This window comes from Streptomyces sp. NPDC048269 (assembly GCF_040652395.1).
Classification (GTDB): Bacteria; Actinomycetota; Actinomycetes; order Streptomycetales; family Streptomycetaceae; genus Streptomyces.
Map to the genome: position 1 here is coordinate 61,994 of NZ_JBEZLW010000029.1, position 23,672 is coordinate 85,665.

At 69.4% G+C, this 23,672-nt stretch carries 18 protein-coding genes; 7 read left to right on the top strand and 11 right to left on the bottom strand.

Translation table 11 applies throughout. The annotated features are described in order from the left end of the window. Positions 1-212: 212 nt before the first annotated feature. The 8 genes from AB0D48_RS26190 to AB0D48_RS26225 all read right to left on the bottom strand — a co-directional run bounded on the left by AB0D48_RS26190 (position 213) and on the right by AB0D48_RS26225 (position 9,844). Entirely contained in the window at positions 213-2,018 is a 1,806-nt protein-coding gene (locus AB0D48_RS26190; protein WP_362401683.1) for a ricin-type beta-trefoil lectin domain protein, read from the bottom strand. A 111-nt stretch (positions 2,019-2,129) separates the two neighbouring features. Then, complete coding sequence (locus tag AB0D48_RS26195) at positions 2,130-3,611, bottom strand: non-reducing end alpha-L-arabinofuranosidase family hydrolase (RefSeq protein WP_362401686.1); 1,482 nt, start codon at positions 3,609-3,611, stop codon at positions 2,130-2,132. Beyond that, positions 3,611-4,399 carry a cupin gene (locus AB0D48_RS26200; RefSeq protein ID WP_362401689.1) on the bottom strand — a complete coding sequence of 263 codons (789 nt, stop codon included), beginning with the start codon at positions 4,397-4,399 and terminating at the stop codon, positions 3,611-3,613. Before AB0D48_RS26200 ends, AB0D48_RS26195 begins: the two co-directional genes overlap by 1 nt. After that, complete coding sequence (locus AB0D48_RS26205) at positions 4,351-5,094, bottom strand: PmoA family protein (RefSeq protein ID WP_362401692.1); 744 nt, start codon at positions 5,092-5,094, stop codon at positions 4,351-4,353. Before AB0D48_RS26205 ends, AB0D48_RS26200 begins: the two co-directional genes overlap by 49 nt. Before the next feature lie 238 nt (positions 5,095-5,332). Beyond that, a complete protein-coding gene (locus tag AB0D48_RS26210) occupies positions 5,333-6,652 on the bottom strand; it encodes a glycoside hydrolase (protein WP_362401695.1) in 1,320 nt (439 codons plus the stop codon). 90 nt (positions 6,653-6,742) lie between these two features. Continuing rightward, on the bottom strand, positions 6,743-7,573 hold the full coding sequence (locus AB0D48_RS26215; protein ID WP_362401698.1) for a carbohydrate ABC transporter permease: 831 nt from the start codon (positions 7,571-7,573) through the stop codon (positions 6,743-6,745). Then, a complete protein-coding gene (locus AB0D48_RS26220; protein ID WP_362401740.1) occupies positions 7,570-8,466 on the bottom strand; it encodes a sugar ABC transporter permease in 897 nt (298 codons plus the stop codon). Before AB0D48_RS26220 ends, AB0D48_RS26215 begins: the two co-directional genes overlap by 4 nt. Before the next feature lie 85 nt (positions 8,467-8,551). After that, positions 8,552-9,844 (bottom strand): extracellular solute-binding protein, encoded by a 1,293-nt coding sequence (locus AB0D48_RS26225; protein WP_362401700.1) that lies wholly within the window; start codon positions 9,842-9,844, stop codon positions 8,552-8,554. Between the two features lie 230 nt (positions 9,845-10,074). On the opposite strand from AB0D48_RS26225, the gene AB0D48_RS26230 reads away from it, so the two are divergent. From AB0D48_RS26230 to AB0D48_RS26240, 3 genes are read left to right on the top strand one after another with little or no spacing between them, the layout of a single operon-like run. Then, complete coding sequence (locus tag AB0D48_RS26230; protein ID WP_362401703.1) at positions 10,075-11,088, top strand: LacI family DNA-binding transcriptional regulator; 1,014 nt, start codon at positions 10,075-10,077, stop codon at positions 11,086-11,088. A gap of 9 nt (positions 11,089-11,097) precedes the next feature. Beyond that, the gene (locus AB0D48_RS26235) at positions 11,098-13,317 is read left to right on the top strand and encodes a glycoside hydrolase family 3 N-terminal domain-containing protein (RefSeq protein ID WP_362401705.1); all 2,220 of its coding nucleotides are present in this window, start codon (positions 11,098-11,100) and stop codon (positions 13,315-13,317) included. Then, positions 13,314-14,843 carry a glycoside hydrolase family 43 protein gene (locus tag AB0D48_RS26240; RefSeq protein WP_362401708.1) on the top strand — a complete coding sequence of 510 codons (1,530 nt, stop codon included), beginning with the start codon at positions 13,314-13,316 and terminating at the stop codon, positions 14,841-14,843. The genes AB0D48_RS26235 and AB0D48_RS26240 overlap by 4 nt, the downstream gene beginning before the upstream one ends. On the opposite strand, the gene AB0D48_RS26245 is transcribed toward AB0D48_RS26240, so the two are convergent. Next, positions 14,840-15,559 carry a substrate-binding domain-containing protein gene (locus AB0D48_RS26245; protein ID WP_362401711.1) on the bottom strand — a complete coding sequence of 240 codons (720 nt, stop codon included), beginning with the start codon at positions 15,557-15,559 and terminating at the stop codon, positions 14,840-14,842. The two genes, AB0D48_RS26240 and AB0D48_RS26245, sit on opposite strands and share 4 nt — an antisense overlap. Between AB0D48_RS26245 and AB0D48_RS26250 the strand changes: the two genes are divergently transcribed. The 3 genes from AB0D48_RS26250 to AB0D48_RS26260 all read left to right on the top strand — a co-directional run bounded on the left by AB0D48_RS26250 (position 15,540) and on the right by AB0D48_RS26260 (position 18,587). Further along, on the top strand, positions 15,540-16,349 hold the full coding sequence (locus tag AB0D48_RS26250) for a glycoside hydrolase family 6 protein (protein WP_362401714.1): 810 nt from the start codon (positions 15,540-15,542) through the stop codon (positions 16,347-16,349). The two genes, AB0D48_RS26245 and AB0D48_RS26250, sit on opposite strands and share 20 nt — an antisense overlap. Continuing rightward, positions 16,346-16,768, top strand: coding sequence for a glycoside hydrolase family 6 protein (locus tag AB0D48_RS26255; RefSeq protein WP_362401717.1), 423 nt, complete (start codon positions 16,346-16,348; stop codon positions 16,766-16,768). Before AB0D48_RS26250 ends, AB0D48_RS26255 begins: the two co-directional genes overlap by 4 nt. 376 nt (positions 16,769-17,144) lie before the next feature. Continuing rightward, positions 17,145-18,587: an endo-1,4-beta-xylanase gene (locus tag AB0D48_RS26260; RefSeq protein ID WP_362401720.1), complete on the top strand. Its 1,443-nt coding sequence runs from the start codon at positions 17,145-17,147 to the stop codon at positions 18,585-18,587. 81 nt (positions 18,588-18,668) lie between these two features. On the opposite strand, the gene AB0D48_RS26265 is transcribed toward AB0D48_RS26260, so the two are convergent. Next, positions 18,669-21,140, bottom strand: coding sequence for a glycoside hydrolase family 9 protein (locus AB0D48_RS26265; protein ID WP_362401723.1), 2,472 nt, complete (start codon positions 21,138-21,140; stop codon positions 18,669-18,671). A gap of 292 nt (positions 21,141-21,432) precedes the next feature. Then, positions 21,433-22,170 carry an L-ribulose-5-phosphate 4-epimerase AraD gene (araD, locus tag AB0D48_RS26270; RefSeq protein WP_308296938.1) on the bottom strand — a complete coding sequence of 246 codons (738 nt, stop codon included), beginning with the start codon at positions 22,168-22,170 and terminating at the stop codon, positions 21,433-21,435. Between the two features lie 336 nt (positions 22,171-22,506). On the opposite strand from araD, the gene AB0D48_RS26275 reads away from it, so the two are divergent. Further along, positions 22,507-23,565 (top strand): LacI family DNA-binding transcriptional regulator, encoded by a 1,059-nt coding sequence (locus AB0D48_RS26275; protein WP_362401727.1) that lies wholly within the window; start codon positions 22,507-22,509, stop codon positions 23,563-23,565. Positions 23,566-23,672: the final 107 nt, after the last annotated feature.

A 23,672-nucleotide genomic window follows, 5' to 3' on the forward strand; every position in this document is an offset into this window, starting at 1 on the left:
CGGCTACTCCACGCGGAAGGTGGCGTCGGCCCTGGCTTCGGTGGTGGCCGCCTGCTCCACGGCCAGCGGGTTGGTGTAGGCGGCCGGAGCATGCTGGCCCGCCAGGGCGGGGGCGGGGGCGGGGGGCGGCAGTACGGCGTAACGCGGTGCGGCGCGAGCGGAAGTGGATCACGTGTGTCCCTTCTGAACGGCGGGCGCGGTGGTGGCAGGCGTCAGAATCCCTGCGCCAGCCGGTGGTAGGCCTGGTTCCAGCGCATCTCCTGCGTGAACCGGCGGATGCCGGTGTCCCCGTCGATGACCAATAGCTCCGTGCCGAGCATGTCGGCGAGGTCTCCCAGTTCCTCGGTTCCCACGGCGCTCGACAGCACGGTGTGGTGCGGGGCCCCGGCGACTCGGCTCCACCGTTGGTTGGCGGCCGTGTGGCACGTCCAGATCTGGATGTAGACGCCGTTTGCCGTGGAGTTGCTGGGTACGTCCAGGCACTTGTTCGCGCCGAGGGCTGTGATGCTTCCGTCGGTGTTGAAACGCCACGTCTGATTGGTCTGGCCGTTGCAGTCCCAAATGAGCACGCTGGTGCCGTCGGCGGTGCCGTTGTGGTTCACGTCGAGGCATTTGTTTCCGTAGACCCGCAGTTCACCGGCTGCCGTGGAGGTCCACTGCTGGTTGCTCTGACCGTGGCAGTCCCAGATGTCCACCCGGGTTCCGTTCGTTGGGGAGGCTCCGGCGACATCGAGGCATCTTCCCGACCCCACGCCCTGGATCGTGGACACGGGGTTGGGCATTGCGCCACTGACCCGGAACACCACGGTGCCGTGGGCCGGCACGCTCGCCGAGATGGCTCCGGTGGTCGAGGTGACGGCGTTCGTCCAGCTCTCCCGCAGGCTGAAGGAGTTTCCGGACATGCCGATCGCCGAGGCGGTGGTGCTGATCGTCGTCGCGCTGCCGCCCTGGTTGAACAGCGCGACCGCGACGTCGCCGTTGCTCAGCCGTTTGGCCAGGATGCGGCGGGTGCCGTCGTTGCTGACCTGGGTGGCCTGGAGGCCGAGCGGGTCCTGGTTGAGGGCGACCAGGTTCTGGTTCTTCATGATCGTGGCGGTCGTGGCGTCCATGTTCCGCATGTCGTTGCCCGCGATCAGTGGAGCGGCCATCATCGCCCAGAGGGCGAAGTGGCTGCGCATCTCGGTGTCCGTCATGCCGCCCCGGCCGACCACCATCATGTCGGGGTCGTTGAACTGCCCCGGCTTGGCGTAGCCCGACAGCGGCGCGTTGACGTTGACGATGTTCTGGACGCCCATCGGATAGCCGTTGGTCTGACCTGAGTTCCAGACGTTGGTGATGTCCTCGGTCGTGCGCCAGATGTTGGCGACGTCGCCCCAGTTGCGCTGCGGGCCGGTCTTCTCGTGGATGCTGTTGGAGTTGATGCTGTAGAGGATCGGCCGGCCGGTGGCCGCCAGGGCGTCGCGCATCTTCGCGAAGGTGCGGACCTGGTCGTCGATGGTGCCGGTGGGGGAACACCAGTCGTACTTGAGATAGTCGACGCCCCAGGCGGCGAACTGCCGGGCGTCCTGGACCTCGTGGTTGAGACTGCCGGTGGCGCCCGGATAGGACCCGAAGTACTGGGCGCAGGTCCGGTCCAGGGGTGCTTGGTAGAGGCCGAACTTCAGGCCCCGGGTGTGCAGGTAGTCGCCGAGCGCCTTCATGCCGCTGGGGAATCTCGACGGATTGGCCTGCAGGTTGCCGGCGGAGTCGCGGGTCGGGTCGAACCAGCAGTCGTCGACGACGACGTACTGATATCCGAGGTCACGCATGCCGGAGCTGATCATCGAGTCGGCAGTCTGGCGGATCAGCGTCTCGTTGATGTTGCAGCCGAAGGTGTTCCAGGTGTTCCACCCCATCGGCGGGGTGCGGCCCACGCCGTTGTCGAGCGCTTGAGCTTGGGGGGCGGAGGTGAGCGTGGAGGCCACGGCCAGGGCCAGGGCCGCCATGGTCAGCAGCGTGCGGTTGCGTTTCCTGCGCATGAAGATCGCTCCTTGGTGAATCGAAGAACGGGTTCACGGGGTGGGCCGGCCACCCCGTGAACCCGGTGCTCAGGGTCGGCTCCTCATCGGAGCCGGAGCGGTGTCACGTTGTCAGCGCTGCCGTGTCAGTAGAGCCGGCCGGTAGGGCCATTGGCCGTAGTCACCACCGGAGTTGGGGTCGCGTCCCTGGTAGAGGAACTGCAGGTTGCAGGGATCGACGGTGAAGGTCTGATCGGCGCTGGTGCGGATCAGTTCGCCATGGCTGATGTCGTTGGTCCAGGTGGCGCCACTGTTGGCCTTGCCGGCGAAGGGGTCGCTCTCGGTCGCGGCCTGGGGTGTCCATGAGCCGTCCAGGCTGGTGGCCGTGAACGAGCGGAAGTAGCGCCCCTGCGAGCCGATCGCCTCGACGATCATGAGGTAGCGGTCCTGGCCCTGAAGCTTGTAGACCTGCGGGGCTTCGAACAGGTTGTTCGTCGTATCGCTCATGACCGTCGTGTACGCCGATCCGAAACTGCCCGGGAAGTTCCCGATCGGCATGCTGGCACGGTAGATCTTGCCGTTGTCACCGGCGAAGAACAGGTACATGTTCGTGCCGTCACCGATGAGCGTCTGGTCGATGGGTCCTGTTCCGGAGCCGGTGATGCTTCCGGAGAAGAGCACCTGCTGTGACGACCAGCCGTTGGGGTTGGAGGGGTCGCTGGACGTCCGGTAGGAGAAGGCGCTCCCACCTCCCCACTGGTAGGCGAGCACCCAGATGTTCTTCGGCGCGAAGTAGAAGAGCGTGGGCGCGACAACGGAGTTCGACATCGTGTTCTGGCTGGCCGAGGCCATCTCCGGCCAGTTGGTGAACAGGCCGAAGTTCATCGAACCCCAGCCCGTTCCCGGTCCCGCGCCGTGCGTCGTCGCATAGACGAGCTGCTTGCCGTTGTAGGGGGCGACGGTGAAGTCCTTGAGTGAGGCCCACCCGGCCTTGGGCTGCGCCAGCGCGCCCGTCGAGGTCCAGCGGTATGTCGACGGAAGACCGCACGGGCCGGGGTTGCCGGCACCGACCTTGACGAGCTGCCACTGCTGGTTGGTGCCGCCCCAGTCGTCGTACTGGACGATGTTCGCGTTGTCGGCGGTGGAGGCGCCCTGGACTTCGAGGGCCTTGTTGCTGTGGCGCGCGATGAACCTCACGTAGCCGTCCGAGCTGTCGGCCAGCCGCCACTGCTGGTTGGTACCGTTCACGTCGCTCCACTGGACGATCGAGGCGCCGTTGGCGGTGGACCGGCCGGAGACGTCCAGCACCTTGCCGGAGTGGCGGGACGTGATGCGGTAGTAACCGTCTCCGGAGTCGACGAACTGCCACAGCTGCTGGTTCTGGTCGTTCCTGGTCCACTGGGTGATGCGCGCACCGTCGTTGGTCGCCAGGTTGTAGACGTCCAGGGCCTTACCGCTGCTGCGGTTGACCAGCGCGTACGAGGCGTTGGGGTCGACGGTCGCCGCGGCGGCGGCGACGGCGGGCTGGGTACCGAGGAGAGCAGCCCCGAGCAGCAAGGACGAAAGGACCGCGAGTACGAGTCTCAGGACCCGTGACGGATGGCGAAACCACATCAGAAGAGCTCCTTTGGGGGGCGGGGGTGAGGTGACCCCGACGAACCGCCGAGCGGCCGCGTCAGGGGGTCTGGGACGGGATAGGTGTGAAGGCGGCCGCACATGCCGAAGCGTTGGTGCTCCGGGCACTCCAGGCGTGAGACTTCGCCGTGGTCCAGATGAGAGAGGTCTCCGGCTTTCAGCCGTTCCAGCTGACGGCCTGTCGTGACGGCTGCGGCCAGGGGGCCGTCCCGCCAGCGGATCCACCAGGCGTCCAGGAGCGCGCTCTTCAGGCGGTGGGCCGCGATGTGGAACTCCTGCAGCCCGCCTTCGCGCAAGGCCAGGAAACCCTCGAGTGCCAGGTCACGGCGGCGGCGCGCTGCCGCGGAATGGTCGCCGGTCAGGGCGGCCGCCTTCCGGTAGGCGTGGGGATCGGCCAGCACCGGAGCAGGGAAGGTGAAGACGGCGTCGCCCGCCTCGGGGAGTCCGCTGTTCTGCATGAGCACCACGAGGCGCAGGCCGCCGTCGTTGACGAGGCGGTGGATCGTGCCGGGGGTGAACCAGACGACGTCGCCGGGGAGCAGCGGGGTGTCGGCGAAGCCGGAGGTGGTGAGGGTCTGGACACTGCCCGCGCCGCCGGTGACGACATAGGCCTCGGAGCAGACGAGGTGCATGTGGGGCGTGCCGCCGCACAGCCCGTCGGCCGCCTCCCAGTCGTACACGGTCAACCCGGAGATCCCCACGCCGCCGGGGAGCAGGGTCACCACGGGTATTCCGCGATGTGGCGGGACAGTCGCCCGGGGGTCCATGCTCCGTCGGCCACGACGATCCGGTAGCGGCGCGCCAGGGTGTCACCCGGGGCCAGCGACAGTTCTTTGCCGAACGCCAGGGACGGGTTGACGGCGGGGATGGGCTCACTGCGGACGAACCAGCGGCAGGGGGCGTCGGGATCGTCCAGGAACAGGAGCGTGGAGGAGCGGTCGACCTCGTCGTGCGTCCCGGTGAAGGCCAGCCAGTCGCCCTGCTCGCCCATCGCGGGACCGATCACTTCGCCGCCGGTGAAGTCGCGCGGGCCGCGCCAGAACAGGCCGGAGTATCCGGCGAGCTTTCTGCCCTGCGTGCCGGGGCTGCCGAACATCAGCTCGGTGTCGCGGACGTTGGTCAGCGAGGTGGTGACGTCCAGGGTCCAGGAATCGGCCCCGACGTCGTGTGCGGTCAGCGTGCGGCGCTCGTCGATCCAGTGCTCCCCCGCCATCGTCTGCCAGGCCAGGGCTTCGGTGATCACGGCGCGGCCTTGGCCCGTTTCGGCGGAGACGGTGAGGCTGCGCATCGTGCCGAGGTTCGGCAGGTCCACGTAGCCCTGGCCGCGCAGGTAGGTGCCGCCACCCCAGAAGTTCTGCCCCGACACCCACGACGCCGTGATCTGGATGCCCTTGTGCCAGCGGTGGTCGTGCGGCCGGTACCCGGTGACCACGTCGCCGGCGAGCGTGCGTACGGGATGCATTCGCTGCCGAGGAGCTTCAGATAGGCGGTGTCGGTGAACTCGGGGTTGTCGGTGGCGGAGCCGAAGTACTTGTGGTGCTTCTTGGCCAGTTCGCCGAGCGTCCTGGGACGGGGCTCGGCGGCTGCGGGCGCGGCGGCGAGACCGGCCGCCAGGCAGACGGCGGCGGACAGAGCGGTGAGAATCCGGGACGTGGACCTGGGAATGGGCATGACGGACTACTCCTCCGGCTACGAGCGGTTCAGTCGAGGACGATCGTGGTCAGCGCGCGTGGGGCGAGCGTCGCCTTGAGGGTCGTGCCGTGCGTGGAGACGATGTCGGCCGGGGTAATCGAGCGGGTCTCGTCGGTGACGTAACCGTCGGGGCGGCGGTCGTGCCCGCCGCGGAGGGAGAACTCGGCGGAGCTTTCGGTGGTCGCGGTGTTGAGGATCTCGATCACGCGGCTGCCGTCGGTGTTACGGAAGGCCGTGATCTGCAGTGCCGGGCCGGCGTTCGTGACCGGCACGCGGACGGCGCCGGGGCGGATGAACCGGCTGAAGGCGGCCAGCGCCCAGTACCGCTTGGACACCCGGTAGCCGTCACCGGGGTTGGCGAGCTGGATGAGCCCCCGGGTCGCGCCGAGGGACGCGCCGGTCCAGTAGACGTAGGCATTGGCGTTTCCGACGGTCAAGGTGTTCTGGATGTCGGCCGCGACGGTGAGACCGTCGTAGCCGCTGCCGTCGTCCCAGTTCTCGTTCCAGGTGGCGCCGTCCGGCGACCATTCCGACATCCACACGCGCTTGTCGGTCGGCTGTGCCACCTCGGTCGGACCGCTGTAGCGGTGGCCGGTGATGGTCCGCACGGCCTTGCCGGCCGCGGGGTCCGCCTCGATGGCTTCGGTGTAGGCGACCTGTCGGTCCCAGCCCGCGGCGTCGCAGCAGACCACCCCGGTCTTCAGTCCGGACGCGCGGACGGTCGGCCCGAGCACCTTGAGGAAGTCGACGGCCTGCTGCGGGGTGAACCGCATCGAGGCGTAGGTCGCCGTCCAGTCGGGTTCGTTGGTGAACCCCAAGTCGGTGATCCCGATGCCTTCCTGCCGGTAGAACTTCGCGTACTGGACGAGGTAGTTCGCGTAGGCCTGACGCCATTCGGGCCGCAGCTCGCCGCCGTCGTTCTCGCTTCCGTTGGTCTTCATGAAGGCCGGGGCACTCCAGGCGTCGGCGAAGAACCGCGTGACGCCGTAATGCTTGGCCTCCTTGGCGAGCCAGACCTGGCCGCCGTCCCAGCCGTCCCATGCGTACTTCGGCGTGGCCTCAGGCCCGCCGGGATCGGCCGGCAGGATCGTGGGCATGTGGTCGTAGACCCTGTCGGTCGACGACCCGATGCCCAGGCGCAGGATCGAAAGGCCCGCGCCCTTGTCCCTGCTGAGCAGCAGGTCGAGCACCTCGCGCTGCTTGGCCGGGCTGAGGCCGCGTGCGCCGTGGAGCAGGTCGGCCCGCTGGAAGGCCATCGAGAAGCCGAATCCGTCTATGGGCTGGAGCTCGGCGCGGAAGTCGATGCCGGTGCGCGCGGGGGCGGCCACGGCCTGTGTTGTTAGCGCTAACAATATTGCTGTCAATGCGTTCAGGCGTTTCACGACGTCTCCTCGGGGGTGGAGGTCATGCGGGACGGTTCAGCCCTTGGTGGCGCCCGCTGCGAGTCCGCCGATCAACTGCCGTTCGGCGACGGCATAGAAGGCGAGGGCGGGGACCATCGCGAGCACGATGTAGGCGAGGACGAGCGCGTAGTCGGTCGAGTACTGACCCTGGAACTGCTGGACGCCGACCGGGATCGTCTGCCATTGAGGGTCGTTGAACACCAGCAGCGGCAGGAAGAAGTTGTTCCAGCTCGCGACGATCGCGAGCACCGAGACCGTGCCGAGCGCCGGACGTGCCATCGGCAGCAGGATCTTCCAGAAGAAACGGAACTTGCCGCAGCCGTCCATGACGGCCGCCTCCTCGACCTCTGCCGGGATGGTCCGGAAGAACCCGCGCAGAATGATGATCGTCATGGGGAGCCCGAAGGCCGCCTGCGGGAGAATCACTCCGAGCGGGTTGTCGAGCAGGTCGAAGTTGCGCAGCAGCAGGAACAGCGGCAGGACGGCCACCGCGAACGGGAACATCAGCCCGATCGTGAACAGCGTGTAGAACAGCTCCCTGCCCCGGAAGGCGTAACGGGCCAGTACGAACGCCCCCATCGCGGACGCCGCCACCGTGCAGCACGTCGTGCCGATCGCGATGCCCGCGCTGTTGGCGATCTGCCGCCAGAACATTCCGTCGCCGAGAATGCCGGCGTAGTTGCCGGTCTTCCAGTGCTCCGGCAGCCCGAACGGGTTGGTCGTCAGCTCGCCGGTGCTCTTGAACCCGGAGATCACCGCGTAGACCAGCGGCACGACGACGAACGCGCCGATCAGCCAGACCACGGCGTGCAGCGACAGGCCGCGTGCCGTTCTGCGTGCGTTCATCGGCCACCTCCCGAGGTGACGGCCCCGCTCAGGTCACGGCGCAGTACGTAGCGCTGGTAGAAGAGGGAGAAGACCAGACTGATCATGAACAGCACCACGCTGATCGCACTGGCGTAGCCGACCTGGTAGCGCTTGAACCCGAACTGGAACATCGAGATCGCCATCGTCTCGGAGGAGTGGTTGGGCCCGCCCGCGGTCATGACCCAGACGAGGTCGAAGAGCTGGATGGCACCGATGACCGAAAGGAAGACGCTGATCCGGATCGTCGGGCCGAGCAACGGCAGCGTCACGTGCCGGAAGCGCTGCCAGGCGCCGGCGCCGTCGATGGAGGCGGCCTCGAGGATCTCGCCCGGGATGCTTTGCAGCCCGGCGAGGAAGAGCATCATGTGGAACCCGAAGTACTTCCAGGTCATGACCACGAACAGGGTCGGCATGACCGTCGAGGGGTCCGCGAGCCATTTGCCCTGCAGCCCCTCCAGGCCGAGGGCGCCCGCGAGATGGTCTGCCATGCCGCCACCGGGAAGGAAGATCATCGTGAAGAGGACCGCCGTGACCACTTCGGACAGGATGTACGGCGCGAAGAACAGCATCCGGTAGACGGCCCGGCCGCGCAGCCTCTGGTTGAGCAGGACAGCGGTGAACAGCGCGAACGGCAACTGGACCGTGACCGACAGCGCGATCAGGTACAGCCCGCGCTCCAGATCGCCGAGGAAGACCTGGTCCCGGAAGAGGTTGGCGTAGTTCCCGAAGCCGACGAAGTCCTCCAGGGGGCCGACCCCGCCCCACTTGAAGAAGCCGGTGTAGACGGCGACCGCGATGGGGGCGAGGACGAAGACGAGGAAGAGGACCAGAGCCGGGACGAGGAACCAGGCGACCGACGCCCAGCTTCCCAGCCGGCGCGGGAGCGAGCGTGCCGGGGCGGGCGGGCGCACCGGCCCGGCGTCCTGCGTCCGCTCCTTGGTCAGGGTGGACACGGAGCTAGGCACCCTTCGCAGCCTCGGTGATCGACCGGGTGACCTGCTCGGGTGTCTTCTTGCCCGCGATGAGGTCGGCGACGCTGTCGTTGACCTCCTGGCCGACCGCCGGCGGGTAGGCCTGGTCGAGGAAGAGCTGGAAGCCCGTCGCCTTGACCAGGCTGTCGGCCACCACCTTCCTGTTGGGGTCGGTGAGCTGGCTCTCCGCGCCCTTGACCACCGGCAGGTAGCCGTTGGAGGCCAGTAGCTTGGACTCGTTCTCCAGAACGAAGAACTTCAGGAAGTCCAGCGCCTCCTTCGGCGCGCCCTTGCGCAGCGCGAAGCCACCGCCACCGCCGAACACGTCGGTGGCTTGACCGACCCCGCCGTCGACCGTCGGGAAGGGGAAGAAGCCCAGGTCCGCTCCGAGATCGGCGCCCGCGTCCTTCTGCACCGATGGCCCCCACTGCCCCATCAGCTCCATGGCGGCCTTGCCGTTGCCCATGGTCGCGGCCTGGCCTCCGGGTGTGGCGTAGCCGGCGCCGAGGAAGGCCGTCTGGAACGGCTGGAGGTCGACCAGCTCCTTGAGGTGGGTGCCTGCCTGGACGAAGCCCGCGCCGGTGAAGTCCTTGGTGGTCGCGGCCCGCTCCAGCGCGGGGAGGCCTGCGACGCGCATCGCGAGGTAGGCCCAGTAGTAGTGGCCGGGCCATTTCTCCTTGCCCGCGAGGGCGATCGGAGTGACGCCCGCCGCCTTGAGCTTCTTGACGTCTTCCAGGAGCTCGGCCCAGGTGGCCGGCGGAGCGGTGATCCCGGCATGGGCGAAGAGCTTCTTGTTGTACCAGAAGCCGACCATGCCGACGTCGTAGGGCACCCCGTAGGTCCGGCCCTCGAACTGATAGGCCTGCAGCGAGACGGGCGTGAGCTCGGAAGACCAGCCGAGCACGTCGGTGAGGTCCTCGACCAGCCCCGCGTCGACCTGCTGCTGCAGCACGCCGCCGCCCCAGGTCTGGAAGACGTCGGGGAGCTTGCCCGAAGAGGTGGTGGCGGTCAGCTTGGACTTGAAAGCCTCGTTCTCCAACGAGGTCGTGTTGATCGTGATGTTGGGGTGGGCGGCCGTGAACGCCGAGGAGATCTGCGGGAAGAGGGACTTTCCCGGTTCCGTCGTGGCGATGTTCCACCACGCGAAGGTCACCTTGCCGCCGGCCGTCGGCCTCGAGCCGGAGTCCCCGCCGCCACAGGCCGCGGTCAGCGAGACGGACAGAGCGGTCAGGCCCGAGAGCGCGAGAAAGCTTCGTCGGCTCGGGGGTGTGCTGGCCATGGGACCTCCGGGGTGGGGAATGCGGTTCGATTTCGAAACTGTTTCGCAACATCCTCGATTCGGTGCTGCCACAAACTAGGAACGCGCGGCCCCCCGGTCAAGCCTTCTTACTGAATTCCCCTATGCCTCATCGCACTTGGAGCTTGACAACCTGGTCGCGCCGACCGGAAACTCTTCGAAAGTTTGCGATACCTGTCGTCAGCCCAAGACGTTCGCGCAGAGGAGAGAAGTTGAGCGAGCAGCGTCCGACCCTGGCCCTCATCGCCGCGGAGGCAGGGGTCTCCCAGGCCACCGTGTCGAAAGTGGTCAACGGCCGCTCCGATGTAGCACCCTCGACACGCGAACGGATCGAGGGCCTGCTGCGCTCCCACAACTACCTCCACCCCGGTGGGCAGGCCAGGGCCCGCAGGTCAGGCCTGGTCGACCTGATCATCGGCGGTCTGGACAGCGCGTGGGCGGTGGAGATACTGCGCGGCGTCGAGGCCGAGTGCGCCCAGCGGAGCGTCGGCACCGTCGTGTCGCTCGTCCCGCCGGGCGAGGCCACGCCGTCGAGCTGGGCCGCGCTGCCGGTCCTGCACCACAGCGACGGCGTCATCCTCGTCACCGCCTCGGTCACCCAAGCCCAGCGTGCCCAGGTCGAACAGGCCGGGGTGGCGCTGGTGGTCATCGACCCGATCGACCTGCCGGGCAACGGTGTGCCGAGCATCGGCGCGACCAACTGGGCGGGCGGCCTCGCCGCCACGGAGCACCTGCTGGAGCTGGGGCACCGCCGGATCGCCGCGATCGGCGGGCGCAAGGAGATGCTCTGCAGTCAGGCCCGCATCGACGGGTACCGCGCCGCGCTGGAGCGGGCCGGGATCGAGGTCGACCGCGACCTGATCCGGTTCGGCGACTTCCAGCACGAGGACGGGTTCCAGCGCGCCCGGGAACTGCTCGCCCTCCCCGAGCCGCCGACCGCCGTCTTCGCCGGTAGCGACCAGCAGGCGATGGGCGTCTACGAAGCCGCCCGGCAGGGCGGGCGGAGCATCCCCCAGGACCTCAGCGTGGTCGGCTTCGACGACCTGCCGATGTGCGAGTGGCTGTCACCGCCGCTGACGACGGTGCGCCAGCCGCTGGAGGAGATGGGCCGGCTCGCCGCCCGCACACTTTTCCAGCTCCTGGACGGACAGCCCCTGGTCAGCCCCCGGATGGAGCTCTCGACCGAGCTCAAGGTCCGGCTCTCCACCGCCCCGCCCCGTCTCTAGGAGAACTCCTTGACCGAGCCCTGGCGTGACCCCCTCATACCCGCGTCCGTACGAGTCGCCGATCTGCTGAAACGGATGACGCTGGAAGAGAAGGCGGGTCAGCTCACCGGCTTCTGGGCGCTGCCCTCGAATCCGGGCACACCGGTCGCGCCGATGGAGGACGATTCCGGCGAGACCGCGCCCGGCCTCGACGACATCGTCGCCCACGGGCTCGGCCAGCTCACCCGGGTGTACGGCACCGCGCCGATCACCGCGGAGGCCGGGATGGAGCGGCTCGCCTCGCTCCAGCGGCAGGTGACCGGATCCGGCCGGTTCGGGATCCCGGCGGTCGCTCACGAGGAGTGCCTGACCGGGTTCATGACGTTCGGGGCAACGGTCTTCCCCGGGCCGCTGGCCTGGGGAGCATCCTTCGATCCCGGACTCGTGCGCCAGATGGCCGCCGCCATCGGCGCGGGGATGCGGCGGGTCGGCGTACACCAAGGGCTGGCTCCGGTGCTCGACGTGGTCCGCGACTACCGGTGGGGCAGGACCGAGGAGTGCATCGGCGAGGACCCCTATCTCGTCGGAGCGATCGGCACCGCCTACGTGCAGGGCTTGGAAGGCGCCGGGATCGTGGCGACGCTCAAGCACTTCGCCGGGTACTCGGCCTCGCGCGGCGGCCGGAACATGGCCCCCGTCTCCTCGGGGCCGCGCGAATTCGCCGACGTACTGGTCGAGCCCTTCGTACGGGCGCTGCGCGAGGGAGGGGCCCGGTCGGTGATGAACAGCTACACCGACGTGGACGGCGTCCCGGTGGCCGCCGACGAACGGGTGCTGACCGAGCTGCTCAGGGGTGAACTCGGCTTCAGCGGTGTGGTCGTCGCCGACTACTACGCCGTCTCCTTCCTGGAGACCCGGCACGGCGTCACCGGATCGCGGGGCGCGGCCGGCGCGCTGGCGCTGACCGCCGGAATCGACGTCGAGCTGCCCACGGCCCGCTGCTACGGCGAACCGCTGACCGAACTCGTCCGGTCGGCAGCCGTGCCCGAGGAGCTCATCGACCGGGCCGCGGAACGGGTCCTGCTGCAGAAAGCCGAACTCGGCCTGCTCGACCCCGACTGGGAACCCGTCAAGGCCGAGCAGGTCGACCTCGACCCGCCGGAGAACCGGGCACTGGCCGGGCTCCTTGCCGAACGGTCCACCGTGCTGCTCGCCAACGACGGCATCCTGCCGCTGCGGCCGTGCCGCGTGGCGATCAGCGGGCCGTACGCCGACGACCCCCAGTCCTTCCTCGGCTGCTACTCCTTCCCCAACCACGTCGCGCTGCCCGGCGACCTCGGACTGCACATCCCGACGCTCGGCGAGGCGCTCACCGCTGCCGGGTTCACGGTCACCGCGGACGATCCGGACGTGAACGTCACGGTGCTCGGGGACCGGGCCGGCATGTTCGGCCGGGGCACCTCCGGAGAAGGCTGCGACGCCGAGACCCTCGACCTGCCCGGCGACCAGGCCGCACTCGCCTCCGCCGTTCTGGACTCCGGGGTACCGACCGTCCTGGTCCTCGTCTCCGGACGGCCCTACGCGTTCGGAACGCTGGCCGAGCGCGCATCGGCCGTGGTGCAGGCCTTCTTCCCAGGCGAGGAGGGCGGGACGGCGCTGGCCCGGATCATCAGCGGGGCCGCGGAACCGTCCGGGCGGCTGCCCGTCTCCATCCCCCGCCAGGTCGGCGGCCAGCCCGGCACCTACCTGCACGCGAGGCTCGGCGGGCACACCGACTGGAGCTCGGTGGACCCGACCCCGCTGTTCCCCTTCGGACACGGGCTGAGCTGGACCAGCTTCGGCTGCTCGGAACTGTCGGTGGATCCCGTGGCCGCGACGGACGGGGCCGTCTCCGTCTCGGTCACCGTACGCAACGTCGGCGAGGTGGCGGGGACGGAGGTGGTGCAGCTGTACCTCTCGGACCCCGTGGCGTCCGTCGTCCGGCCGCAGCGGTGGCTCGCGGGATTCGGCAGGGTCGAGCTGCAGCCGGGCGCGGCCGCCCGGATCACCTTCTCCGTCCACGCCGACCGGACCTCGTTCACCGGGCTCGACCTGCGCAGAAGAGTGGAGCCCGGGGAGATCGGCGTGGCCGTCGGACGGTCCAGCGCCGATCTTCCGCTCCAGGGCTCCTTCACTCTGGAGGGCCCCGTACGCCACCCGGCGGCCGACCGGGTGCTGTCCGTGCCGGTCCAGATCGTCCCGGTTCCATGACCACGTCGTTCGATGATCCCGTCTTCGGTGATCCCGTGCTGCCCGGGTTCCGGCCCGACCCGTCCGTCTGCCGAGTGGGCGCGGACTACTACCTGGTGACGTCCAGCTTCGAATGGTTCCCGGGCCTTCCCGTGTTCCACAGCCGCGATCTCGTGAACTGGCGGCGCATCGGCTCCGCGCTCGACCGGGCTTCTCAGCTCGATCTCGACGGGTGCGAGCCCTCACGGGGGCTGTTCGCACCGACGATCCGGCACCATGACGGGGTCTTCCATCTCGTCTGCACGCTGATGGACGGCCCCGGCCATTTCGTCGTCACGGCGACCGACCCGGCGGGGCCGTGGTCGCAGCCGAACTGGCTGGACGGCGAGGGCTTCGACCCGTCGCTGTTCTTCGACGACGGGCCGGACGACGGGGATGCGCACGGGGACGGCAACGGGGACGGCAACGGCAACGGCAACGGCAACCGCAACGGCCGGGCCTGGTTCACCGCCGCACGAGTCGTGGACGAAGCCGCGGGCCACACCGAGATCTGGATGCGCGAATACCTTCCCCAGGAACGACGGCTGACGGGACCCGAGCACGTCCTGTGGTCGGGAAGCCACCCGGGCGCCCGCTGGTCGGAAGCCCCGCACCTCTACAAGACCGGCGGCAGCTATCTGCTCCTCACCGCCGAGGGCGGCACCGATGTGGACCACAGCGTGGTGGCCGCCCGCGCCGACCGCGTGACCGGCCCCTACGAGGGCGCCCCCGGCAACCCGGTGCTCCCACCCGCCGAGGGGCCGGTCACCTGCACCGGGCACGCCGACCTCGTGCAAACCCCGTACGGCGACTGGCGGGCCGTCCTCCTGGGCGTCCGCCCGGGCTCCGCCCTCGGCCGCGAGACCTTCCTCAGCCGGATCACCTGGGAAGAGGGCTGGCCGGTCTTCTCCCCCGTCGTCCACACCGACCTTCGCCGCCCCCTCCACGACGGCTTCGCCACCCTCTCCGCCGACTGGAGCACCCTGCGCACCCCACCCGCACGGTTCTGGGCCACCGGTGACGGGCTCCGACTCCAGCTCCGCCCCGACCGCCTCGGCGAACGCACCACCCCGTCCCTTCTGGCCCGCCCACAGGAACAGCCCGACTGCGACGTCTCCACCGAACTGCACTTCGCCCCCGCCGCACCGGACGAAGAGGCAGGCCTCGCCGTAGTCCTCGACGACGACGCCCATCTCCTCTTCCTTCGCACCGCGGAGGGACTCAGCCTCCGCCACGGGCCCGAGGTCCTGGCCGGCGTTCCCGTCCCCCCGGGCCCCGTTCGTCTGGGGGTCCGCATCCGCGGCTTCAGCCACACCTTCGCCCACGCGGCTCCGAACGGTGTCTGGGAGGATCTGGCCACCATCGAAGCCACCTTCCTCACCCCGCTGTTCACCAGTATCCAGCTGGGCCTCTACGCCACCTCCAACGGCCGCCCCTCCACCAGCCAAGCCCACTTCACGTGGTTCGACATCACGTACCCGGGCCGGCTGGAACCGCCTGGACACTAGGCCGTCGGCAGATCGGGGGCGGACTCGCGCACGGTCAGGCGGGTCGGGAGGATCAGCGGGGTGGGGCGGTGTCCTTCGATGGCACTGACCAGCATCCTGGCCATCTCCTGGCCCAGCGCCCGCACCGGCTGATGGACCGTGGTCAGCGGCGGGCTGGTGTGCCGGGCGCTCGCCAGGTCGTTGAAGCCGATCACCGCGACGTCCTCGGGCACCCGCAGCCCCCGTTCCCGCAAGGTGCGCAGAGCGCCGATGGCCATCGCGTCGGAGGCCGCGAACACCGCGTCGGGATCGGGGTGCGCCCGGAGCAGTCGCTCCATCGCTTCCGCGCCGCCGTCCTCGGTGAACTGCCCGGGCTCGACCCCGAGAAGCGGCAGGCCGGACAAGACCAGACCCTCGGTGAACCCCTGCTCCCGCGCGGCTGCGGCCCTGGCGTCCACCTGGCCGGTGATCATGACGGGCCGTCGGCGGCCCGTGCGCGCGAAGTGCTCGGCGGCCAGTCGGGCACCGCCCCGGTTGTCGGCGTCCACGTACCACGTGGGCTCGCCGGTGAGCGGGAGCCCGCCGAAGACGACGGGGAGATCGACCTCCTCTCCCAGGCGTCCCAGCGGATCGTCGCCCCGCAGCGCCATCAGCATGACGCCGTCGGCCCGGCGGGAGCGGAGCAACCGCTCGAACCTCTCCCGGCCGCGCGGGGTGTTGGCCAGCAGCAGGATCACTGCCGAGGCGAGCTCCGCGCCGGTCTCCCACACGCTTCCGACGAACACCCGCTTCTACGTCGACCCCGACGGCGACGCAGCCCACCAGGCCGTCACCGACCTCCTCCACCGGGACCTCGAGGGCGCCAAGTCCATGGCGAAGCTGGCCAGTTGGCCGGAAGCCGCCTGGTTCACCGACGGCACCCCGGAGCAGGTCGAGTCCCGGGTACGCGACCTGGTGCGCCGAGCCGAGCGAACCCGGACGGTTCCCGTCCTGGTGGCCTACAACATCCCGCTGCGCGACTGCTCCCAGTACTCCTCCGGCGGTGCGCAGTCGGACGCCGAGTACCAGGCCTGGATCAGCGCCTTCGCCCGGGGGCTCGGCCGGAACAAGGCCGTCGTCATCCTCGAACCGGACGGGCTGGCCAACCTCCCCTCCGACTGCGGTCCCGACAGCGACCCCACCGGCGCGATCACCACAGGACGCTTCGCCGACCTCAACCATGCGATCGACGCCCTGGAGCGGCAGCCGAACAGCGTCGTCTACCTGGACGCCGGCAACAGCCATTGGCGCAGCGTCGGCGACATCGCACAACGCCTCCTCCAGGCCGGCGTCACCCGCACCCAGGGCTTCTCGCTGAACGTCTCCAACTGGCCACCGACCTGTCCACCCACTACGGCACCTGGGTCTCCCAGTGTCTGTGGTTCGCCACCAAGGGCCCGGACTGGGCCAGGGGGCACGCCGACTGGTGCGCGAGCCAGTACTACTCACCCGCAGCACCGAACGACGGGCAGCCGGGAAACTCCGTGAACGTGGACGATCCGTCCACGTGGCACTGGACCGACCGCTGGTTCCAGCAGAACGTCGGTACCCCGCCCGCGCAGGAGCTCACCCACCTGGTCGTCGACACCAGCCGCAACGGCCGGGGCGCCTGGACCCCGCCCGCAGGCAAGTACAGCGGCGACCCTCAGACCTGGTGCAACGCTCCCGGGCGCGGCATCGGCGCCCGGCCGACCGCGAACACCAGCGTCCCGCTCGTCGACGCCTACCTGTGGATCAAGACCGTCGGCCAGTCCGACGGCCAGTGCAACCGCGGCATCCCGGGCGGCACCATCGACCCGGAGTACGGCATCGTCGATCCCGCGGCCGGCGCGTGGTGGCCGGAGCAGGCCAAGTCCCTCGTCCGGAACGCAAACCCCGCACTGGGGTTCAACACGGTCGGGCACTGACCGAGGCCGCCGTGACCAGGCTGCCATTCCCGGCGATGCCGACTGAAGGAAATGCTCGTTTACGGCTTTCCGCTACAGATCCCGCTTGAGTGGTCCCTCATCGAAATACTTTCGATGAGGGACCACTCAATGAAAAGGACTACCAAGCAAACACGAGACAGATTCCCGAAATGATTTCGAAACTCTTGACTTGTTTCGGCGGGGTTTCCAGACTGATGGTCGAGGCGGTGTGGCCCGTCCGTGTCCGGTTCCGGGCACCATCCTCGGATCATTACGCGCTCATGAGCGTCCCTTTCCCATGGACGCGGGCGTCGTTCACGCGGATTCACAATGCCGCGATTCAACCCTTCCGTGATTTATTTCTGGAGGCTCATTCATGGGCTCACAAGCCATTCCCCCATCCACCGTCCGCCGGAAAATAGGCGGCCTGTGTGCGGCCCTGGTCGTCGGCGTCCTCGGTACGGCCGCCGCGCTGGTGGCGCCGCCGGCCTCACACGCCGCCGAGAGCACGCTCGGCGGCGCGGCGGCGCAGAGCGGCCGGTACTTCGGAACCGCCATCGCCTCGGGCAGGCTGGGCGACTCGGCGTACACGACGATCGCCGGCCGCGAGTTCAACTCGGTGACGCCCGAGAACGAGATGAAGATCGACGCCACCGAACCCCAGCAGGGCCAGTTCAACTTCGCCGCCGGTGACCGCGTCTACAACTGGGCGGTGCAGAACGGCAAGCAGGTGCGCGGCCACACCCTGGCCTGGCACTCCCAGCAGCCCGGCTGGATGCAGAACCTCAGCGGCAGCACGCTGCGGCAGGCGATGACCAACCACATCAACGGCGTGATGGCCCACTACAAGGGCAAGATCGTCCAGTGGGACGTCGTGAACGAGGCCTTCGAGGACGGTACTTCGGGAGCCCGGCGCAACTCCAACCTGCAGCGCACCGGCAACGACTGGATCGAGGCCGCCTTCCGCACCGCGCGCGCCGCCGACCCGGCCGCCAAGCTCTGCTACAACGACTACAACGTCGAGAACTGGACCTGGGCCAAGACCCAGGCCATGTACGCCATGGTCCGGGACTTCAAGCAGCGCGGCGTGCCGATCGACTGCGTCGGCTTCCAGTCGCACTTCAACAGCGACAGCCCCTACAACAGCAACTTCCGCACCACCCTGCAGAGTTTTGCAGCCCTCGGCGTCGACGTTGCCGTCACCGAACTCGACATCCAGGGCGCCTCGGGCACGACCTACGCCAACGTGACCAAAGACTGCCTGGCCGTCCCGCGCTGCCTCGGCATCACCGTCTGGGGCGTGCGCGACACCGACTCCTGGCGATCGGAGCAAACGCCGCTGCTGTTCGACGGCAACGGCAACAAGAAGCCCGCCTACACCTCCGTGCTCAACGCACTCAACGCCGGTTCCTCCACCCCCACTCCGACCCCCACGCCCGGGTCCGGGCAGATCAAGGGCGTCGGTTCAGGACGCTGCCTGGACGTGCCCGGTGCCGGCACCACCGACGGCACCCAGGTCAACCTGTGGGACTGCAACAACCGCACCAACCAGCAGTGGTCGTACACCGCCGCAGGCGAGCTCAGGGTCTACGGCGACAAGTGCCTGGACGCCGCCGGCACCGGCAACGGCACCAAGGTCCAGATCTACAGCTGCTGGGGTGGCGACAACCAGAAGTGGCGCCTCAACTCCGACGGATCCATCGTCGGAGTCCAGTCCGGCCTCTGTCTCGACGCCACCGGCAACAACACCGCCAACGGCACCCTGATCCAGCTCTACTCCTGCTCGGGCGGCAGCAACCAGCGCTGGACCCGTACCTGACGACCTGCCATGGAGTGGAGCCAGGACGATCCTGGCTCCACTCCGTCGTCCATCGCCGGGTGGGCGGGGCGTGACGATCGTTCAGGAGCAGAGTGCACCGTTGAGCGTGTAGCGCGCCGGCATCGCGTTGGTACCCGAATACGTCGCCTGGAAGCCGAAGCTCACGCTGCCGCCGGGTGCCAGTGTTCCGTTCCATCCGGTGTCCCGGGCGGTGACCGCGCTGCCCGACTGGCTCACCGTGGCGTTCCAGGCGTTGGTGATCCGCTGGTCACCTGCGAAGCTCCAGCCGATGGTCCACCCGGATACCGCCGAGGTTCCGGTGTTCTTCACCGTCACCGTCGCCGTGAAGCCGTTGCCCCAGGCGTTGTCGATCCGGTACGCCACCGCGCAGGAGGCCGCCGAAGCGTCGTCGTCCGCCTCCGTCGCCGTGAACGTCGCCGACTGCACGCCAGGACCACCGACAGCGAACGTCGCGCTGCCCGACGACGCGTCGGGGTCCTGCGCGGCGAGGACCGAAACCCGCTGCGCCGTCGCCCAGTCGGCCGGGGTGAACACCAAGGTCGCGGCTGCCGACAGATCCTCGTCGCCCGAGTTCCGGGCCACCGTCACCGTCACGTTCTGCGCGGGCGCGGCCGAGAGCCGCACGCCCACCGGCGCCGAGCCGCCCTCCGGGACCGTCACGGCCGCCGGTGCGACCTGGACCACGGGCACCACCGGAGCGCTGCGCCGCTCAGCCGCGAAGGCCGCCAGCCAGGCCAGCGAGGCGTTCCAGTTGATGGCCACCTCGTTGGTGGAGTACGAGCCGATGTCGTCCACGTAGCACGCCGCCGGTGCGCAGCCCGCGAGCTTCTCCTTGGCCACCGGGTCCTCCAGCCCCGCGTTCGGCCCGCCCGCGAAGGAACCGGCCGGCGGGTGCGGCAGCGAGGCGTCGTTCTGATGCGCCCAGAACCGGTGGTGCTGGTTCTCGGAGTAGCGGTCCCCGTACCCGGTGACGTAGGAGAGGTCGAGTGCGTTCCGGCCGAGCAGGTAGTCCAGGGACTCCAACGCTCCGGCCCGGTAGCGTTGTTGCCCGGTGAGCTCGTATGCGACGGCCAGCACCATCGCGTTGTTGGTGACGGAGCTGTTGGAGCCCCAGACGTACGCGGTGGCGGGAAGCGGCACCGCGTAGCCCTGTCCGGCCATGGTGGTCAGGTGGCCATCGGCGGCCGTGGTCAGCAGGCCGCGCAGCCGGGCCACGTCGTCGGCGGGCAGGGCCGCCCCGGGGACGGTGGCGAGGGTGATCCGGCCGAGCGTCGCGGTGCCGCCCCACCAGAACCCGTCGACGGGCTTGGTGTGGTGCGCAGAGGAGGTGACGGAGTCCCGGTACTGTGACTCGCCGGTGGTGGCCAGGAGTTCCGCCGCCGCCCAGTAGAACTCGTCGGAGACGTCTGCGTCCTCGTACGCACCACCGCCGGTGCTGTCGGTCGCGAGAGCAAGCACGTTCGGGTTGGCCTTGGCGGCCGTCCAGGCGCGGCGGGCCGCGTCCAGGCAGCGCGCGGCGAACGCGGCGTCGTACGGCGCGTACACCCGTGCACACTGCGCGGCCGAGGCCGCCAGGTTCAGCGTCGCGGCGGTCGACGGCTTGTGCAACTCACGCTGCTCGGCATCAAGTTCGGGCCGGGTCGGCAGAGCGGTCCACTTGGCGTCGTGCATCTTGTGGAAGGCCATCCCGGCCATCGACTTCCCGGCCGGAACCTGCATCCGCAGCAGGAACTCCAGCTCCCAGCGGGCCTCGTCCAGCACGTCGGGCGTCCCGTTGCCACGCTCCGGCACCCGCAGCGTCGCGTCTCCGAGCGCCGCGTCGCCGCCCGAACGGCTGGCGCGTTCGAAGGAGTTGACCATTTCCCAGACGGAAATGGCCCCGTTGACCACGTACTTGCCTTGATCGCCCGCGTCGTACCAGCCGCCGCGCACGTCCAGTTGGTAGTCGCACACCCCGGCCTGGCAGGGGACGCTGGTGTCGCCCTTGTTCGGGGCGACGCCCAGGTGCCCGGCGGGGCGGGCGTAGGCGCTGCCGCCCGCCAGGGCCGCGTCGATCGCGATACCGCTGCGTTGCTGGTAGAAGAACGACATGCTGTCGGCGCGCAGTCCGTCGTACAGCGATGCGGAGATGTCGAAGGGGTGGCTGGTCCGGCCGTCGACGACCAGGGTGAAGCCAGCCCCTGTGCCGGTGTGCGCACCGAAGTCCACCAGGTGCGTGGACTGGCCGGACGCCTGATCGGCCCCGCGCACCGCTGTGGCACCCGAGGCGACCACCGTGCCGGAGACGTCGCGCAGTTGCCAGGCGAGCGGGGCGGTCGCGGAGCTGGCCACGGTGGCCCGCTTGGGGCCGTCGGGCAGGTAGCCGAGCTGGTTGACCCGTACAGGCGTGTCGGCAGCGGCCGCCACGGTGGCGGCAGCCGCGACCGGAACGGTCAGGGCGGTCGTGGACAGGCCGCCGACGGCCAGCGCGAGGCCGGCGAGCGCAGCGGCCGCGCGACGTGGCACGCCGCGGGCGGAGGTGACAGGAGGCACGGTGAAGCCTTCCTCGGGGGGCTCGGAGTGGGAGCGCTCCCAATCAAGCCAGGCGCCTGACGAGGACGTCAAGTCACCTGCCTGGGACGCCGGTTGACAGTTCTTCATCCGAGAACAGGCCAACTACCACCACAGCGTCGGCGCACGTTGAACCGGTGGCGCGAAATCGCCGATCAGAGGCGGCGCCGGCCAGGCTGCCGGCTCCCGGGCAAAGTCGCGCCCCGGCACAGGGTCGACGCAAGCGATCCGTCCCGCGCCGCCGCAGCGGGTAACGGCGAGACGGTGCGCGGCTTCAGACGCTCGGGGTGTGCGGGACGTTGCCGTAGTAGGCGTCCGGTCCGTGCTTACGGGTGAAGTGCCGCTCCAGCAGATGCTTCGGCGGTTCGGAGGCTTCCCCGAGGCGGGACCCCAGCGCCAGCGTGTGCAGCGCCATCTCCGCCACGGCCTCGCAGACGATGGCGTTCTCCAGCGCCGCCTTCGCGGTGGCACCCCAGGTGAAGGGTCCGTGTCGTGAAACGAGTGCTCCGGGGACCTCGTCGGCCAGCCGGGGGTCCCCGTCGAGCCGGGCGACGATCACCTGTCCGGTGTTGTACTCGTAGTCCCGCGCGCACTGCTCGGCGGTGAGGTCCTCCGTCACGGGAACGGGCCCGTTGAAGGTGTCGGCGTGCGTCGTGCCGAGTACGGGGATCGGGCGGCGCGCCTGAGCGAAGGCGACGGCGTGCGTCGAGTGCGTGTGGGTGACGCCGCCGATGGAGGGGAAGGCCCGGTAGAGGCACCGATGGGTTTCGGTGTCGGTGGACGGCCTGAGGCGTCCCCCGACGACCCGCCCGTCCTCCAGCGCCACCACCACCAGGTCCTCCTCGGTGAGGTCGGCGTAGGAGACGCCGGACGGCTTGATGACGAAGACGCCCGCGTCTCGGTCCACTCCGCTGACGTTTCCCCAGGTGAGGGTGGCCAGACCGGCCTCCGGGATGCGCAGGTTGGCCGCGAGGACCTCACGACGGAGGTCCCCCAGGAAGGTCTCGCTCACTACGCTCTCACCATCTCTCCGGCATGCGCGGCGGGTTTCTCCGGGACCGCTGCCCGGCAGGCCCCCGCGGTCGCGCATGAGTGGACTGGACTGATCGGGGCCGCAGCACATCGCGGCTGGCCCACCTCGGCCGCCCCGATCAGATTGTGAGCGCTAACAAGCAGCAATCTCAAGAGGTACGAGGAGATTCCTGCCCACAGCATGCGATCAACGCTGCATAATGTGAACGCAAACATCACACCTGGTCGACAATCCTCCGGTCGGTCCGAGATGTGTGCGGGCCGCGGCTGGTTCGGTACCTTGAGGGAAGGCCGCTCGATGAGGAAAGGAAGAGAGTTGACCCAGCTCCCAGACGTCTCGCGAGCGCCCACGATGACGGACGTCGCGCGCGTCGCCGGCGTGTCCCATCAGACCGTTTCGCGGGTGCTCAGCGACCACCCGAACGTCAGCGCCAAGACCCGGGCCGCGGTGACTCAGGTCATCGAGCAGCTGGGGTACCGCCGCAATTCGGCGGCCAGGGCTCTGGCCACCCGCCGGACCCACACGCTGGGCGTCATCACGGTGAACACCACTCTGCACGGCCCCGCCAGCACCGTGGCGGGAGTGCAGGAGGCCGCTCGGGACCGGGGCTACCTGACGTCCGCCGTCACGCTTCGGACCGCCACGCAGACGGCTCTCGCCGAAGCCATGCAGCACCTCGCCGGATGGGGCGTGGAGGGCATCGTCGCCGTCACTCCGCAACGCGCCGCGGTGCGCGCCCTGGCGGCATTGGAGGCACCGTGCCCCGTGGTCACCGTGGAAGGCGGCCACACCCTCGACCTGCCGGGGGTGTCGCTGGACCAGAACCTCGGCGCCCGCATGATCACGGAGCACCTTCTCGCGTCGGGCCACGCCACGGTGTGGCACGTGGCGGGCCCCCCCGAGTGGCTCGAGAGCGAGGCCCGCACACAGGGGTGGGAAGACGCGCTGCGCGATGCCGGCGCCGAGGTGCCGCCCGTGCTGCGAGGCGACTGGAGTCCACTGTCGGGATACCAGGCCGGCCAGCAGCTGGCGGGGCGGGTCCTGGCATCACGAGGGCAGGGAGCCGGCCTCACCGCGGTGTTCGTCGCCAACGACCAGATGGCCCTCGGTGTCCTACGGGCCCTGCGGGAAGCGGGCCTGCGGACGCCCGAGGACGTGGCGGTCGCCGGCTTCGACGACATCCCCGAGGCGGAGTTCTTCCCGCCCCCGCTGACGACGATCCGCCAGGACTTCGCCTCGCTCGGCCGCGACAGCATCGGGCTGCTCCTGGACCACATCGAGGGCAGGACCGACGAGTCGACCCACCTGGTGGTGGCGCCCGAGCTCATCGTGCGCGCCAGCACGGCCCGCAGGATCGCTCCCCCCGGCGAATGACCCCCACGTGCCCGGCGGTTGACCCCTCTCGCAGGAGGCCGGGCCCCGGGGGCACCTTCGTACGCGGGAAACCGGGCGCAGGCACCGTAGCCGCTGTCCGGTGCCCC

What these genes read in the sequence shown, in the direction of transcription:
- AB0D48_RS26190 (WP_362401683.1), bottom strand. Translation starts at nt 2,018, where the DNA reads ATGCGCAGGAAACGCAACCGCACGCTGCTGACCATGGCGGCCCTGGCC.
- AB0D48_RS26195 (WP_362401686.1), bottom strand. Translation starts at nt 3,611, where the DNA reads ATGTGGTTTCGCCATCCGTCACGGGTCCTGAGACTCGTACTCGCGGTC.
- AB0D48_RS26200 (WP_362401689.1), bottom strand. Translation starts at nt 4,399, where the DNA reads ATGGACCCCCGGGCGACTGTCCCGCCACATCGCGGAATACCCGTGGTG.
- AB0D48_RS26205 (WP_362401692.1), bottom strand. Translation starts at nt 5,094, where the DNA reads ATGCATCCCGTACGCACGCTCGCCGGCGACGTGGTCACCGGGTACCGG.
- AB0D48_RS26215 (WP_362401698.1), bottom strand. Translation starts at nt 7,573, where the DNA reads ATGAACGCACGCAGAACGGCACGCGGCCTGTCGCTGCACGCCGTGGTC.
- AB0D48_RS26225 (WP_362401700.1), bottom strand. Translation starts at nt 9,844, where the DNA reads ATGGCCAGCACACCCCCGAGCCGACGAAGCTTTCTCGCGCTCTCGGGC.
- AB0D48_RS26240 (WP_362401708.1), top strand. Translation starts at nt 13,314, where the DNA reads ATGACCACGTCGTTCGATGATCCCGTCTTCGGTGATCCCGTGCTGCCC.
- AB0D48_RS26260 (WP_362401720.1), top strand. Translation starts at nt 17,145, where the DNA reads ATGGGCTCACAAGCCATTCCCCCATCCACCGTCCGCCGGAAAATAGGC.